The sequence below is a fragment of the Aeribacillus pallidus genome (assembly GCF_050478865.1).
In the GTDB taxonomy this organism is placed as follows: Bacteria; Bacillota; Bacilli; order Bacillales; family JACDOC01; genus JACDOC01.
On the sequence record NZ_JBCNBW010000025.1, the window covers coordinates 1 to 13,314 of the forward strand.

The 13,314-nt window shown below is 40.8% G+C and carries 10 protein-coding genes, 10 tRNA genes and 1 rRNA gene; 2 read left to right on the top strand and 19 right to left on the bottom strand.

Going from position 1 to position 13,314, the window contains the following annotated elements; genetic code table 11:
* Window positions 1-391 precede the first annotated feature (391 nt).
* Window positions 392-2,194, bottom strand: coding sequence for a glutamine--fructose-6-phosphate transaminase (isomerizing) (gene glmS / locus ABES52_RS06230; RefSeq protein WP_429650038.1), 1,803 nt, complete (start codon window positions 2,192-2,194; stop codon window positions 392-394).
* A gap of 740 nt (window positions 2,195-2,934) precedes the next feature.
* On the opposite strand from glmS, the gene ABES52_RS06235 reads away from it, so the two are divergent.
* Window positions 2,935-3,768 (top strand): pirin family protein, encoded by an 834-nt coding sequence (locus ABES52_RS06235; RefSeq protein WP_429650040.1) that lies wholly within the window; start codon window positions 2,935-2,937, stop codon window positions 3,766-3,768.
* Between the two features lie 278 nt (window positions 3,769-4,046).
* On the opposite strand, the gene glmM is transcribed toward ABES52_RS06235, so the two are convergent.
* The 7 genes from glmM to ABES52_RS06270 all read right to left on the bottom strand — a co-directional run bounded on the left by glmM (window position 4,047) and on the right by ABES52_RS06270 (window position 11,327).
* The gene (glmM, locus tag ABES52_RS06240) at window positions 4,047-5,396 is read right to left on the bottom strand and encodes a phosphoglucosamine mutase (RefSeq protein WP_429650042.1); all 1,350 of its coding nucleotides are present in this window, start codon (window positions 5,394-5,396) and stop codon (window positions 4,047-4,049) included.
* Window positions 5,397-5,430: 34 nt separating this feature from the next.
* Window positions 5,431-6,657, bottom strand: coding sequence for a CdaR family protein (locus ABES52_RS06245; protein ID WP_429650044.1), 1,227 nt, complete (start codon window positions 6,655-6,657; stop codon window positions 5,431-5,433).
* The gene (gene cdaA / locus ABES52_RS06250) at window positions 6,650-7,477 is read right to left on the bottom strand and encodes a diadenylate cyclase CdaA (protein ID WP_429650046.1); all 828 of its coding nucleotides are present in this window, start codon (window positions 7,475-7,477) and stop codon (window positions 6,650-6,652) included. The genes ABES52_RS06245 and cdaA overlap by 8 nt, the downstream gene beginning before the upstream one ends.
* A gap of 500 nt (window positions 7,478-7,977) precedes the next feature.
* Window positions 7,978-8,616, bottom strand: a complete 639-nt coding sequence (locus ABES52_RS06255; RefSeq protein WP_429650048.1) for a zf-HC2 domain-containing protein — start codon at window positions 8,614-8,616, stop codon at window positions 7,978-7,980.
* Between the two features lie 14 nt (window positions 8,617-8,630).
* Window positions 8,631-9,194: an RNA polymerase sigma factor SigW gene (sigW, locus tag ABES52_RS06260; RefSeq protein ID WP_429650050.1), complete on the bottom strand. Its 564-nt coding sequence runs from the start codon at window positions 9,192-9,194 to the stop codon at window positions 8,631-8,633.
* A 301-nt stretch (window positions 9,195-9,495) separates the two neighbouring features.
* Entirely contained in the window at window positions 9,496-10,392 is an 897-nt protein-coding gene (gene rocF / locus ABES52_RS06265) for an arginase (RefSeq protein WP_429650052.1), read from the bottom strand.
* A 161-nt stretch (window positions 10,393-10,553) separates the two neighbouring features.
* Window positions 10,554-11,327 (bottom strand): YhfC family intramembrane metalloprotease, encoded by a 774-nt coding sequence (locus tag ABES52_RS06270; protein WP_429650054.1) that lies wholly within the window; start codon window positions 11,325-11,327, stop codon window positions 10,554-10,556.
* A 134-nt stretch (window positions 11,328-11,461) separates the two neighbouring features.
* Here ABES52_RS06270 and ABES52_RS06275 point away from each other — a divergent pair, with 134 nt between their 5' ends.
* On the top strand, window positions 11,462-11,764 hold the full coding sequence (locus ABES52_RS06275) for a transposase (protein WP_429650056.1): 303 nt from the start codon (window positions 11,462-11,464) through the stop codon (window positions 11,762-11,764).
* A 141-nt stretch (window positions 11,765-11,905) separates the two neighbouring features.
* Here the strand turns inward: ABES52_RS06275 and ABES52_RS06280 are convergent.
* The 11 genes from ABES52_RS06280 to rrf form a co-directional block, all read right to left on the bottom strand.
* A tRNA-Ala gene (locus ABES52_RS06280) sits at window positions 11,906-11,981 on the bottom strand.
* 36 nt (window positions 11,982-12,017) lie between these two features.
* Window positions 12,018-12,092 (bottom strand) — tRNA-Gly (locus tag ABES52_RS06285).
* A gap of 5 nt (window positions 12,093-12,097) precedes the next feature.
* Window positions 12,098-12,173: transfer RNA gene (locus tag ABES52_RS06290), tRNA-Lys, on the bottom strand.
* Between the two features lies 1 nt (window position 12,174).
* Window positions 12,175-12,249: transfer RNA gene (locus ABES52_RS06295), tRNA-Gln, on the bottom strand.
* 19 nt (window positions 12,250-12,268) lie between these two features.
* Window positions 12,269-12,353, bottom strand: a tRNA-Tyr gene (locus ABES52_RS06300).
* A gap of 9 nt (window positions 12,354-12,362) precedes the next feature.
* Window positions 12,363-12,438, bottom strand: a tRNA-Thr gene (locus ABES52_RS06305).
* A gap of 161 nt (window positions 12,439-12,599) precedes the next feature.
* Window positions 12,600-12,675: transfer RNA gene (locus ABES52_RS06310), tRNA-Val, on the bottom strand.
* A gap of 1 nt (window position 12,676) precedes the next feature.
* A tRNA-Glu gene (locus tag ABES52_RS06315) sits at window positions 12,677-12,751 on the bottom strand.
* A 23-nt stretch (window positions 12,752-12,774) separates the two neighbouring features.
* Window positions 12,775-12,847: transfer RNA gene (locus ABES52_RS06320), tRNA-Thr, on the bottom strand.
* A 1-nt stretch (window position 12,848) separates the two neighbouring features.
* Window positions 12,849-12,923: transfer RNA gene (locus ABES52_RS06325), tRNA-Asn, on the bottom strand.
* An 8-nt stretch (window positions 12,924-12,931) separates the two neighbouring features.
* A 5S ribosomal RNA gene (gene rrf, locus ABES52_RS06330) occupies window positions 12,932-13,046 on the bottom strand.
* Window positions 13,047-13,314: the final 268 nt, after the last annotated feature.

Sequence of the window (13,314 nt, forward strand, 5' to 3'; positions counted from 1 at the left end):
ACAATTCAAGTATAAAAGAATGACGGGGTTGCGTGTCTTTTTTTTTGACCAAAATTGTATGAAAACCCCAACATTTATTATAGAGCCTTTTTTATTTATTAATAAAGTGCAGTTCTCTGCATTTTTTCTTTGCAAAGCTCTGCACTTTTATTTTGAAATAAACAACAACCTTTCGTGAATTAAACGACTGTATTTTGTAATTAAACAACTTTATTATTACTCATCATGAAGAACATTCACCCTTTACAAATACCCACTCAATTGTTACTGTTAATGCGCAAAAATAAAAACACACGCCCGGAGTATAATTCTTTCACTCCGAAACGTGTGTTTTTCACTTTTTAACACTTTAAAGCAGAGCGGGACTGTCCCCTAAAAATGTCCCCTAAAATTACTCCACCGTCACGGACTTCGCTAAGTTACGCGGTTTGTCGACGTCGCAGTCACGATGTAGAGCCGCATAATAAGCAATAAGTTGTAACGGAATGACAGAGATAAGAGGTGTTAGCATTGGATGTACTTCTGGGATGACGAAACGATCGTCTTCTGTTTCTAAGCCTTTCATGGAAATGATGCAAGGGTTCGCGCCGCGGGCAACGACTTCCTTGACGTTTCCACGAATGCTTAAGTTGACATTTTCTTGTGATGCAAGCGCGATGACTGGTGTGCCTTCTTCAATTAACGCAATTGTACCATGCTTTAACTCTCCACCAGCAAATCCTTCCGCTTGGATGTAAGAGATTTCTTTTAGCTTTAACGCTCCTTCAAGACCGACATAGTAGTCCACCGTACGACCAATAAAGAAGCAGTTGCGTGTTGTAGCTAAATATTCGCGAGCGATTTGTTCGAATTCTTCTTTCGCATCGCAAAGTACTTCCATTGCGTTGGCGATGATACCAAGCTCGTGAACTAAGTCAAGCGATTGTACTTTGCCACGAGATTTTGCTGTAACGTCCGCTAAAATCGCAAGTACAGCTATTTGTGCTGTGTACGCTTTTGTGGATGCTACCGCAATTTCTGGTCCTGCATGAAGAAGTAACGTGTAATCCGCTTCACGAGATAGTGTTGAACCAGGAACGTTCGTAATCGTTAACGCTTTGTAGCCCATTTCTTTTACTTGAACAAGTACCGCACGGCTGTCTGCTGTTTCACCGCTTTGAGAAATGAAGATAAAGAGCGGCTTTTCAGATAGAAGCGGCATGTTGTAGCTAAATTCGCTCGCCACATGAACTTCTACCGGAATGTTCGCCCATTTTTCAATGAGCTGTTTTCCGACAAGACCGGCATGGTAGCTTGTTCCGCACGCTACGATATAGATGCGGTCCGCATCGTTCATCGCTTGGATGATTTCTTCGTCAATGGTTAATTCGCCGTTTTCGTTTTGGTATGCTTGAATAATTTTACGCATGACTAACGGCTGCTCGTCGATTTCTTTTAACATGTAGTGCGGATACGTACCTTTTTCGATGTCAGAAGCATCAAGCTCCGCAGTGAACGGATCGCGAGTGATGACTTCTCCTTCTAAGTTTTTAATCGTGACTTCATCTCTTTTCACGATGACCATTTCTTTATCCATTAGTTCAACGAATTGGTTTGTCACTTGAAGCATCGCCATCGCGTCACTAGCCACAACGTTAAATCCTTCTCCTAAACCGACAAGTAATGGGCTTTTATTTTTCGCAACATAAATCGTTGTATCGTCTTCTGCATCGATTAACGCTAACGCATAAGAACCTTTTAATAGCGTAAGAGTTTTACGGAACGCTTCCTCTACGCTTAGTCCATCATTTACAAATAGCTCAACAAGTTGAACAATAACTTCTGTATCCGTATCACTTTTTAACGTAACATCTTGTAAGTATTCACGTTTTAAAATCGCATAGTTTTCGATAACCCCGTTATGAACAAGCGTAAAACGTTGGGATGCGCTTTGATGTGGATGAGCGTTTAAGCGGTTTGGTACCCCGTGTGTTGCCCAGCGTGTATGACCAATACCTACCGTTCCTTCAACGCTTGGATCCACAATATTACGAAGGTCCGCAATGCGTCCTTTTTCTTTAAAAACGTGCACACCTTCTGCATTTTTCACCGCAATACCTGCAGAATCGTATCCTCGATATTCAAGCTTTTCTAATCCTTTTAATAAAATTTCTTTCACATCTTGTTGTCCAATATATCCAACAATACCACACATAAATTCTCTTCCTCCCTAAATTTGGGGGCAAGAGGCTGGGGGCGCTCTTGCCCCCTTATCTCTGTATTTTTTTGTTCACGCATTTCCTTCCCTTTGTGCACCGAGTTGCCTCGATGTTTTAAGAAAGGAAAATCGGTTGTGCGTGGCAACCGGGAGGCATCCGCCGAACAATCGATCAACCTCCTCCTCGTCAACTAAGCCGTGTGTGTCGTCCCGTTAGCGGCTTAGTCCGGGCGCTTTCAAACAAACTAGTTACCCACTACCCACCTTTCTATTTTTGACTAAACATGAACTCAAACGTAATCATACACTACTGGTTTTTTTTTCGTCAACTATTTTTACAAATATTACAATTGACAGAAATCTAAGAAGTGATTTGTAACTGCTTACATTCTAGCGTATGCAACAGAAGGAAAGGAGTTCATTTTTTAAAAGACCATATTTTTTTCTATGTTTCCGACTTGTATGGACCTTCAAAGGAATGCTTAGTAGACATTCATCTATAGAACTATTTTTAATCCCTAAATGTCAAATTAAACATCTTTAATTACATACAAGGATTGCTTATAGAAACCATTTTCGGATCACCTTTTTGACCAAATCAGAGTTTTTAAACCTTAGGGAGGAGCTTTATTTCTTATTTTGTAGCTGCAGGACGATAAAGATGAACACACTCCAACGATTGTGGTAGTATTATTTGTAAGTTTGAACGTTGTAAAAAAATGAGGGGAGAAGAAAATATGACTGTTCAACGCCGTATTCGATGCATCAAAACAGTTCAAATAACCACTAACAGTCCGATTCATAAAAGCGGTCCAATACTCGATCCTGGAAATTGGCAAGAACATGACCCATTTTTATTTTTAATGGAGGATATTTTCCAAAGGGGGACATTTGATTTTCATCCGCATCGTGGCATTGAGACAGTGACGTATGTGATTGACGGTCAACTCGAACATTTTGACAATAAAGCTGGTCATGGCACACTTGGTCCTGGGGATGTTCAATGGATGACAGCGGGGCGAGGAGTGATTCATAAAGAAGATCCAGCGCCAGGGTCGACGGTGCATAGCTTACAGCTATGGATCAATCTACCGAGCACGAAAAAAATGACAGAACCCCGTTATCAAAATTTAAAGTCCGAAGAAATGCCGGTTCGCCAAGAAAAGGGGGCAGTGATTCGTGTTTTTTCCGGATCTTCGCAGGGGGTCAAAGCCTCGACTCTTAACCATGTTCCTGTAACGATGGTAGAAATGACGTTAGAGCCGGGAGCAAGCGTCGTACAAGATTTGCCGGGCAGTTATAACGGATTTCTCTACATTTTAGAAGGAAGCGGTAAATTCGGTGTCGATGGTACCGAGGGAAAGAAAGGGCAAGCATTATTTCTAAGTCGTCATGATAAGGACGAGGAAAGCGAACTGATTGTTAGCGCTAACGAAAAATTACGTGTCCTTCTTTATGCTGGTGAACCAGTCAATGAACCGATTGTCGCATATGGACCGTTTGTAATGAACACAACCGAAGAAATTCACCAAGCCATTCGTGATTATCAAGAAGGAAAGTTCGCCGAGTAACAATATGGAGCTCTTTTCATTTTGCGACTGGTGAGTAAGAAAACATCCTAAACCAAAAGGGTAGATTTTTTGATAGTCCGTATTCCGTTAGACATGATGAAGGTTTTGGGGGACGAACGCATAGTCCATCTTCTTAAGACTGATCTCATAAAAAATAAAGGAGAGCACGTATTAATATTACTAATATGTGCTCTCCATTTTAATTTTTGAGTCAAGTATGCCAAATCGATGAAAAAGGTCCTTCCCAAACATGACCGGCTTCTACATACGGTTAGCCTTTACTCTTCTAATCCCATCTCTTCTTTTACGACAGCAGCAATTCGTTCAACATATGACTCGCACGCTTCTTCTGTTGGAGCTTCTGCCATGACGCGAACGAGCGGTTCCGTACCGGATGGTCGAACGAGAATACGGCCGTTTCCGTTCATTTCATCTTCTACTTGTGCAATGATGTCTTTTACTTTTTCGTTTTCCATGACGCGGTGCTTGTCCTTTACACGAACGTTCACTAATTTTTGTGGGAACTTTTGCATTTCACCCGCTAATTCGGATAACTTTTTGTTTGTCATTTTCATAATGTTGACAAGCTGTAAACCAGTCAATAAACCATCGCCGGTCGTATTATAGTCAAGGAAAATAATGTGACCGGATTGTTCCCCACCTAAGTTATAGCCGTTTTTCTTCATTTCCTCTACGACATAACGGTCGCCAACAGCGGTTTGGACGCTTTGAATGCCTAGCGCTTCTAATCCTTTATGGAATCCTAAGTTACTCATTACCGTAGAAACAACCGTACCGTGCTTTAGGCGATTTTGTTCGTTTAAATATTTCGCACAAATATACATAATTTGGTCACCATCAACGACGTTTCCATTTTCATCAATCGCGATTAAGCGGTCACCATCGCCATCAAATGCTAGACCAACGTCGGCGCCTTTTTCGAGTACGAATTTTGCTAATGCTTCAGGATGAGTAGAACCGACACCGTCGTTAATGTTTAAGCCGTTCGGTGAAGCCCCCATTGTCGATAAATCCGCTTCTAAATCAGCAAATAAATGAGGTGCTAAAGAGGACGTCGCACCATGAGCACAATCAAGTGCAATATGTATGCCAGAGAAGTCCTCGTCCACCGTTTGCTTTAAATATTGTAAATATTTCTGTCCACCTTCAAAGTAGTCGCTCACTTGGCCGAGATCAGCGCCTACTGGACGTGGAAGTTCGTCTTTTTCCATTTCAAGCAACTTTTCAATCTCCGCTTCTTGCTCATCAGAAAGCTTAAAGCCGTCAGGACCGAAAAATTTAATTCCGTTATCCGCTACTGGATTGTGAGAAGCGGAAATCATGACCCCTGCTTGTGCTCCTAACGCTTTTGTTAAAAAGGCCACGCCTGGTGTGGAAATGACGCCAAGTCGCATTACTTCAGCACCAATCGATAGTAAACCAGCGACTAGAGCACCTTCTAACATATGACCAGAAATTCGCGTGTCACGTCCAATTAACACTTTCGGACGGTCGGTATCTTTTGTTAACACATATCCACCAAATCGACCAAGCTTAAAAGCTAATTCCGGTGTTAATTCCGAGTTTGCAACCCCACGTACTCCGTCAGTACCAAAATATTTTCCCATTGGATCATTCTCTCCTTCATACTCAAGTATTCTCTTACGCTGATTGTTTTTCAAATATTTTCACTTGAAGCGTTGGCTTGGATAATGTCCATATCACTTGTTCAGGTCCTTCGACTTTAATTGTTACTTCATGTTCACCAACAGCTAATTTGGAAACATCTACATATACTTGGAAGTCCTCTGCTTGCAGTTGGTCGACTTGACTTTTCAGTCCTTGAACCGTCAAGTCGACTTGTCCTTCATCCACGTACTCCATTTCATAAGATGTGCTTAATCCCACTGTTTTCACCGCTATATTCTCAAAAGTTTTCTTTTCCACTGGATCGATTTTCACATTAACGGTGACATTTGGGACACTCGCTTTATTTAATCCTTTTTGTAATTCAACCGGTAAGGTAATTTCGGTTGTCTCTTTTATTTTACTTAAATCTACTTCAAGTTCTAGTGCATCAATGTTTTTTAACACTTCTTCGTACCCATACAACGTCACTTCTTTGACTGAAGGAACCACTTCGATTAGTTCGGCTCCACCTGGTAGTTCACCGGATGTTTTAATTCGAACCGGTACGGTTTTACTTGGGTTTTTTACTGGAATAGTCACTTGGACCGTTTTTGGTTGAACGATGACATTCAATTTGTTTAAGTTGTGGTCCAATACAAGAATAGAAGCCTCCCTTGATATCGTTTCATCAATTTTTCCTTGCCAATCAATCGTTGCCTTGACATAGCTAATTTGGTCGATGACGTCTTTTGCCCCGATGATAGTCACTTTTTCTGGATGAATAATCGGCGTTTCCGCAATAAATCCTTCTGCTAATTGATTTTTGTTAAATTCTGCTTCCACGGAAAATTCTTTGCTTACTCGTTCTTGAATCGATACGGTGGCATACGCTGGATCGATTCTTACCGTTAGTTTATCCGAAATGTTTTCATATTTAATCGGTACTTGTGATACACCGATATTGGCATTGGTCAAGTCCACGTAAATACGAAAATCCTTCAACGCTTTCGTTGATTGAACAATACTTCTTGGTCCTTCAATCGTCACATCGACTGTTTCCGGAACCCCTGTCACAACTAAATTTTCAGAATCATAAATAACCTCAACAGGAACACCCCGGATGGTCTCCGTATTGTCGGATTGTTTGAGGGCGGATGTTCCTAATTTCTCTAGTTCAGGATTAACGGACAAATACAACATAATCGCTAAAATGAGGGAAATAATCCTCATAAACCATCTGCTATCCATTAATTTATCCATTGCTTTTCTTCCCCCTAAAGGTCCATCGCGGTGAGGAAAATTGTTTCGTTTTCGTCGTTAGGAGCAGTTCGTGTGAAAGTAACTCTTCAAACGCCCCCGGTGACAAATCCCGATACAACTCTCCGTTTTTCGTAATGGAAATGCTTCCTGTTTCTTCGGAGACAACGATCGTCACACTATCCGTTACCTCACTAATTCCTAACGCTGCCCGATGTCGAGTTCCAAGTTCTTTGGAAATAAATGGGCTTTCCGACAATGGAAGATAGCAGGCAGCCGCGGCGATTTTTTGTTTTTGAATAATCACCGCACCATCATGCAATGGAGTATTTGGAATAAAAATGTTAATTAATAATTCCGAGGATAGATTTGAGTCGAGAGAGATTCCGGTTTCAATATAGTCTCCCATACCGGTATCCCGCTCAATCGATATGAGGGCACCAATTCGTCGCTTCGCCATATAATTCGTAGCCTTTACAATGGCTTCGACCATCTTTTTACGTTCTTCTTCCTCTTGATTACTGCGTGTGAACAACCGTCCCCGACCTAATTGTTCTAACGCCCTTCTTAATTCTGGTTGGAAAATAATAATGACCGCTAAAAAACCCCAAGTAAGGGCCTTTTCAAGCATCCAACTGAGCGTATTAAACCCTAAAAATTCGCTTAGAAAACGGACGATAACAATAACAAAAATCCCTTTTAATAATTGGACGGCTTTCGTCCCACGAATCACTTTTATTAATTTATAAATCACTAACCAAACGAGTAATATATCTAAAATATTGGATAGGTAATCCAATATGGTAAACTGTGAGAACGGCATGCTTCATCCTCCATTTACTTACTCCCGAGCGAATAGTTCAACTTCTATCTCTTAACTGTTTTATTATATCATAACTTGACGTCAGACCAATAATGGGAGAAAACACTGTTTTTTTATCATTCTTCCTTTGTGCAAAAGAAAATGGACCAATGAAATGGTCCTTATTCGCGCATGTTTTGTTTACGTTCCTTCCTTACTGTAACAAACAAATTAATCCATACAATGCGAAGATGAATTATCAAGATGAAAAACAAATAGTCTTATACACGCGTATCGTTGAAAACAGTATTAACGAACATTATGAAGATCACAGGGACAAATAATAAAAATAAGCGCTACCCCCTGTTGGGATAACTAGTCATATATTTCATTACAGCCAACCATAATGCGGGAATAAATAGTGTTACAAAGATGATTAAAAAGGCCACTTCCCTAACTTCCAAAAGACTCCCACCTTTTACTAGCTTTATCCATGTAAAAAAGCAGCCTTTTAAGTTACTTTATTCCTCTTCTAAGACAGGTTCCCGCTCAAACAATTGCATTGCTTCTTTAAATCCTTCTTTCAATTTATGCCATAACCAATCAAACGCTTGATTAATTTCTTCAATTTCGCCTGTAACGTTTCCAGCAGAGGCTAAATATTGATTACCGTTAATGACCGTGACATTTCCTTTTACTTCACCTTCGATCCGAATATCCCCATTCCGAACGACGATGTCTCCTTCGACTACTTCTCCTTCTGGTACGATGACCGTATGATTTTCAACGACTAAATTCGGTTGCTTTGTAAAAGAAAATTGTTGGTCTTCGTTCCATGTCGTTGTTAAACTTCCCATCATTAGTACAAAAAAGAGCGAGGCTGCAGTTAAAAACGGATGGTTTCGGAACCAGCGATTGATGCCTACTTTTTTCTTTTCTTTCGGTAATTTTTGCATCACGCTTTCTGTAAAATTATCAGGTGCTTTTATATGAGATGTACTTTGAACTAAGGCAATTGTCTTTTTTAATTCGTGAAAATGATGTTGACATTCTTTACATGTTTGTAAATGATCTCGTAAAAATTTTTCCTTATCAGCTGAAAGTTCTTCATCTAAATATTCATGCATATATTCAACAATTTTCGGGGGACACGGTTTCATCTTTCTCACCCTCTCTATACATGACGTAATTGTTTGCGAAGTGCTTCTCGTCCACGATGAATTCTCGTTTTTACCGTTCCTAATGGCAAGTCTAAAATTTCACTAATCTCTTGTAACGATAATTCTTCTATATATTTTAAAACAATGACCGATCGATATTTTTCTGGAAGCTTTAAAATTTCCCTTTGAATCGTTTCTTGCAACTCTAAGCCTACGACTTCTTCTTCAGGTAATTTTCCGTCGTGTGGAATTTGGGAATACATCGTTAGTCCATCGGTTCCTTCGACTTCCGCATCTAAATAATAGTCCGGCTTTTTCTTTCTTATTCGGTCAATACACAAATTCGTGGCAATACGATAAAGCCAGGTTGAAAATTTCTTCTTTTGATTAAATGATTGAATGTTAACGTAGGCGCGAATAAACGCTTCTTGCGCCATATCTTCCGCTTCATGTCGGTTCCCAAGCATGCGATAGCAAATTTGGAACACTTGGTCTTTATACATTTCAACAATTTCACTATAAGCACTTTGATCGCCTTTTAACACTTGCTTAATTCTTTTTTTTACTATTGCATCCATACATTACCCTCCGCCCTGTATAGGGGCTAATCACCTATACGAATAAATAGCGATAAAGTTTCATTTTTTTCATCTATTTTATCCTAACAAATTTTTACTATTTTTGAAGTCTTATTTTAAAATGTGAGATTGTTTTTTGGATGAAGATTGAGTTGGAAAATTGGTGGAGAACAAAATGGAGATTTTCAGGCGGTTGTCTAACGCACTGGACATGTCTGTACTTTCGGACACATGCTTTGAATGACTTTCTAGCAGACAATCCAAAAGATAAAGCAGTAGATTTCTCTACTGCTTTTTACGATTATAATAGTTTTTCACCGAATAAAGATCCCATCAGGGCGACTGCAACGGAAGCGGTTTTGTTCTTTTCGTCTAAAATTGGGTTTACCTCAACGAATTCTGCAGATGTAATAATTCCGGACTCTGCTAACATTTCCATCGCTAAATGGCTTTCACGATAGCTGATTCCACCGTTTACTGGTGTTCCCACGCCAGGTGCGTGAATTGGGTCAAGTCCATCTAAATCTAGTGACAAATGAACTCCGTCGGTACGTTCTTTTAAGTATGAAATAGCTTCTTCCATGATATGGGTCATACCTAAGCGATCAATTTCATGCATCGTGTAAACTTTAATGCCTTTTTCTTTAATTAGTTCTTTTTCTCCTTCATCTAAAGCACGTGCCCCGATAATAACAATATTTTCAGGCTTCACTTTCGGGGAATACCCATGTAAATCAGTTAACGTTGGATGGCCAATTCCTAAACTAACCGCTAGAGGCATTCCGTGAATGTTCCCAGATGGAGATGTTTCCGCTGTATTTAAATCCCCGTGCGCATCATACCAAATGACTCCAAGATTATGGTAATGCTTTGCAATTCCTGCTAATGAACCAATCGCGATACTATGGTCTCCTCCTAAAATCAGTGGAAATGCGCCGCCTTGTACCACTTCATCCACTTTTGCTGCTAAGCGTTCATTCCCTTCTGCAACCGCTTTCAAATTACGTAAATTTGTTTCTCCTGTATGTACACGTTCAGCACGTCCAATTTCAATATCACCAAGATCTTCAACTTCGTAACCAATGTTCTCTAAACGCTCAATCACTCCTGCGTACCGAATCGCACTCGGTCCCATATCTACCCCTCGTCGCATTTGACCAAGATCCATAGGTACACCAATGATGGAAATTTTCTTCATGACTATCATTCCTCCCTGCCATTATTACTTTCATTGTATCTTGTAAACATAAGATGACTCAACTCGACAAAATTATGAATATATATACGATTACAAACGTTCAGAAAAGGAATAATAATGAAAAGAAATGAAAAAACGCACTAGAAAACTAGTGCGCACAATTAAAATTGTTCTTTAAGGTTACGAATGAAAAAGAAAGCCCCAATACCAAACAGATAAATTACCACTTCAGCTACCCATATATTCGTTATAACGCCTACTTGATATAAAGCTGGTACCACATCTAATAGAGCGTGTAAAAGAACCGCATATAACACATACACAAACCGTTTATTGTGTATTCCAAGGAGTACAAGAAGGGATAACGCAATATGAACCGTAATGGCCGCTACACGCTCGAAACCAGCTAAAAGAAACTCACCAAACGTTGCACCTAATAGTTGCTCTTTTATTAAATTTGCTTGCTCCGCTGGCAAGTTCAGAGCAATCGTTTGATCAAATGCACCGGAATTGATCATAAAAGCAATAACAATCGCATTGACAGCAGCTAATCCCCCAATAAGAACCGCTTCAATCCCTCCATGACCTAATCCAAAAGATAACCCGTCTTTGTATTCACGGTGTTTTTTTAACAACCACTTAAAACCAAAATAACGTCCGAATTCCTCAAAGATACCAGCTGCTAAAACAGCATATAAAACAAATAAATACGTACTATCCGACCATTTTAACGAAAGACCTGACGGTTCGATCATTACGACATGTAAAATTTTCTCAAATACTTGGGCAAATAGAATAAACACTAAAACCCCAATACCAAACGGTTTCCATGAAAAAAGACCTTTTTTACGAAGAAAAATAATTAACCCAATGGGAAACAATATAGAAATAGATAACTGGATGACCATTCCTGTAATGGATAACGAACTGACCATTTTAATAAAACCTCCTTTTTAGCCACAAATTAAACCTGTTCCGCGCAAAAAACGACCCTACATTATATTCTTTTTGCTTTTAGTAAATACCTTTATTTTTTATTGGTTGCTATAATATTTGAAATTATTTAGAGTTGTCCCCCAATTTAAAGAAAGCTTACCAAGTGAAAGAAGTCTTTAAAAAATGGATGACACAAAGCAATAAGCAGAATGTAAGATCTAACTTGGAACAGCTGTATCAAGCGATTGATGAATCAGGACTGGACGAATATCAGTACATGAAACGAACCTTTAAAAGCTGGGAGAAAGAAATCATCAATTCGTTTATTTATCCCTACACAAACGGTTATTTAGAAGGGATTAACAATAAAATTAAAGTCATTAAACGAATGTCTTATGGCATTCGTAACTTTCAACGACTCAGAAATAAGGTATAATGTTCACTTATTTAACTTTCATACATATAAAAGAGGTGCACTTCACATCAAGTACACCCCAACAATTGACATAGAACCCAATAAAAAAACCCCTTAAGCATTAATCGCTTAAGGGGAATTCATTACCGATATGTAGTGTGATGGTGGAGCCTAGCGGGATCGAACCGCTGACCTCCTGCGTGCAAAGCAGGCGCTCTCCCAGCTGAGCTAAGGCCCCATAAATACAAAAAAACCATTTTACAATGGTCTCTTTTGGAGCGGAAGACGGGATTCGAACCCGCGACCCCCACCTTGGCAAGGTGGTGTTCTACCACTGAACTACTTCCGCAAAACTGGTGAGCCATGGAGGACTCGAACCTCCGACCCTCTGATTAAAAGTCAGATGCTCTACCGACTGAGCTAATGGCTCTTGGCTGGGCTAGCTGGATTCGAACCAGCGCATCACGGAGTCAAAGTCCGTTGCCTTACCGCTTGGCTATAGCCCAAAATTTAATTTATTTTGAATGGTGGAGGGGGACGGATTCGAACCGCCGAACCCAGAGGGAGCGGATTTACAGTCCGCCGCGTTTAGCCACTTCGCTACCCCTCCACGTTATGGTGGTGCCGGCTGCAGGACTTGAACCCGCAACCTACTGATTACAAGTCAGTTGCTCTACCAATTGAGCTAAGCCGGCATGTTGGTTTTATTTATGACTTAACTCCACCTTATTTATCGTCGTCCCACTCTCGGTAAGCTGATTCAAGTAGCAGCTCGAGCGGTACGCTGAAGCATCGCTCCGAAGCTTATTCGGTCGTGCTCTACCAATTATTGAGCTAAGCCGGCAATATTCATTTATGGTGGAGGATGACGGGTTCGAACCGCCGACCCCTTGCTTGTAAGGCAAGTGCTCTCCCAGCTGAGCTAATCCTCCGTGGTGACCCGTACGGGATTCGAACCCGTGTTACCGCCGTGAAAGGGCGGTGTCTTAACCACTTGACCAACGGGCCATTTAACTATTTTTAAAAGTGTAAGCTTCCAACCGGGCTCGAACCGGTGACCTCTTCCTTACCATGGAAGTGCTCTACCTGCTGAGCTATGGAAGCATGGCTCCGCAGGCAGGATTCGAACCTGCGACCGTTCGGTTAACAGCCGAATGCTCTACCACTGAGCTACTGCGGAACGATTTCGCCTGGCAGCGTCCTACTCTCGCAGGGGAGACCCCCAACTACCATCGGCGCTGAGGAGCTTAACTTCCGTGTTCGGTATGGGAACGGGTGTGACCTCCTCGCCATCGCCACCAGACAAGTTATCAACAACATTTTCTATTATACATAGAACTTGTTGTTTTGCAAGATGTTTTTTTATTTTTATTCCCTCAAAACTAGATAAAGGATGAAGTAGGACATTGAGTATCGCGCTTCCGCTTTTTATTGTCTAGCTCCAGCGCCTAGCCTCTCGCGTCGCTTCGGTCTCGCTGTGGCGGCAATAGCCTCCTCGCGAGCCCTCCAGCGCACTTCGCGGCTAATCGAGGCGCTTCCGCTTTTCTTGCTTGGTTAAGTCCTCGATCGAT

What these genes read in the sequence shown, in the direction of transcription:
- glmS (WP_429650038.1), bottom strand. Translation starts at nt 2,194, where the DNA reads ATGTGTGGTATTGTTGGATATATTGGACAACAAGATGTGAAAGAAATT.
- ABES52_RS06235 (WP_429650040.1), top strand. Translation starts at nt 2,935, where the DNA reads ATGACTGTTCAACGCCGTATTCGATGCATCAAAACAGTTCAAATAACC.
- glmM (WP_429650042.1), bottom strand. Translation starts at nt 5,396, where the DNA reads ATGGGAAAATATTTTGGTACTGACGGAGTACGTGGGGTTGCAAACTCG.
- ABES52_RS06245 (WP_429650044.1), bottom strand. Translation starts at nt 6,657, where the DNA reads ATGGATAAATTAATGGATAGCAGATGGTTTATGAGGATTATTTCCCTC.
- cdaA (WP_429650046.1), bottom strand. Translation starts at nt 7,477, where the DNA reads ATGCCGTTCTCACAGTTTACCATATTGGATTACCTATCCAATATTTTA.
- ABES52_RS06255 (WP_429650048.1), bottom strand. Translation starts at nt 8,616, where the DNA reads ATGAAACCGTGTCCCCCGAAAATTGTTGAATATATGCATGAATATTTA.
- sigW (WP_429650050.1), bottom strand. Translation starts at nt 9,194, where the DNA reads ATGGATGCAATAGTAAAAAAAAGAATTAAGCAAGTGTTAAAAGGCGAT.
- rocF (WP_429650052.1), bottom strand. Translation starts at nt 10,392, where the DNA reads ATGAAGAAAATTTCCATCATTGGTGTACCTATGGATCTTGGTCAAATG.
- ABES52_RS06270 (WP_429650054.1), bottom strand. Translation starts at nt 11,327, where the DNA reads ATGGTCAGTTCGTTATCCATTACAGGAATGGTCATCCAGTTATCTATT.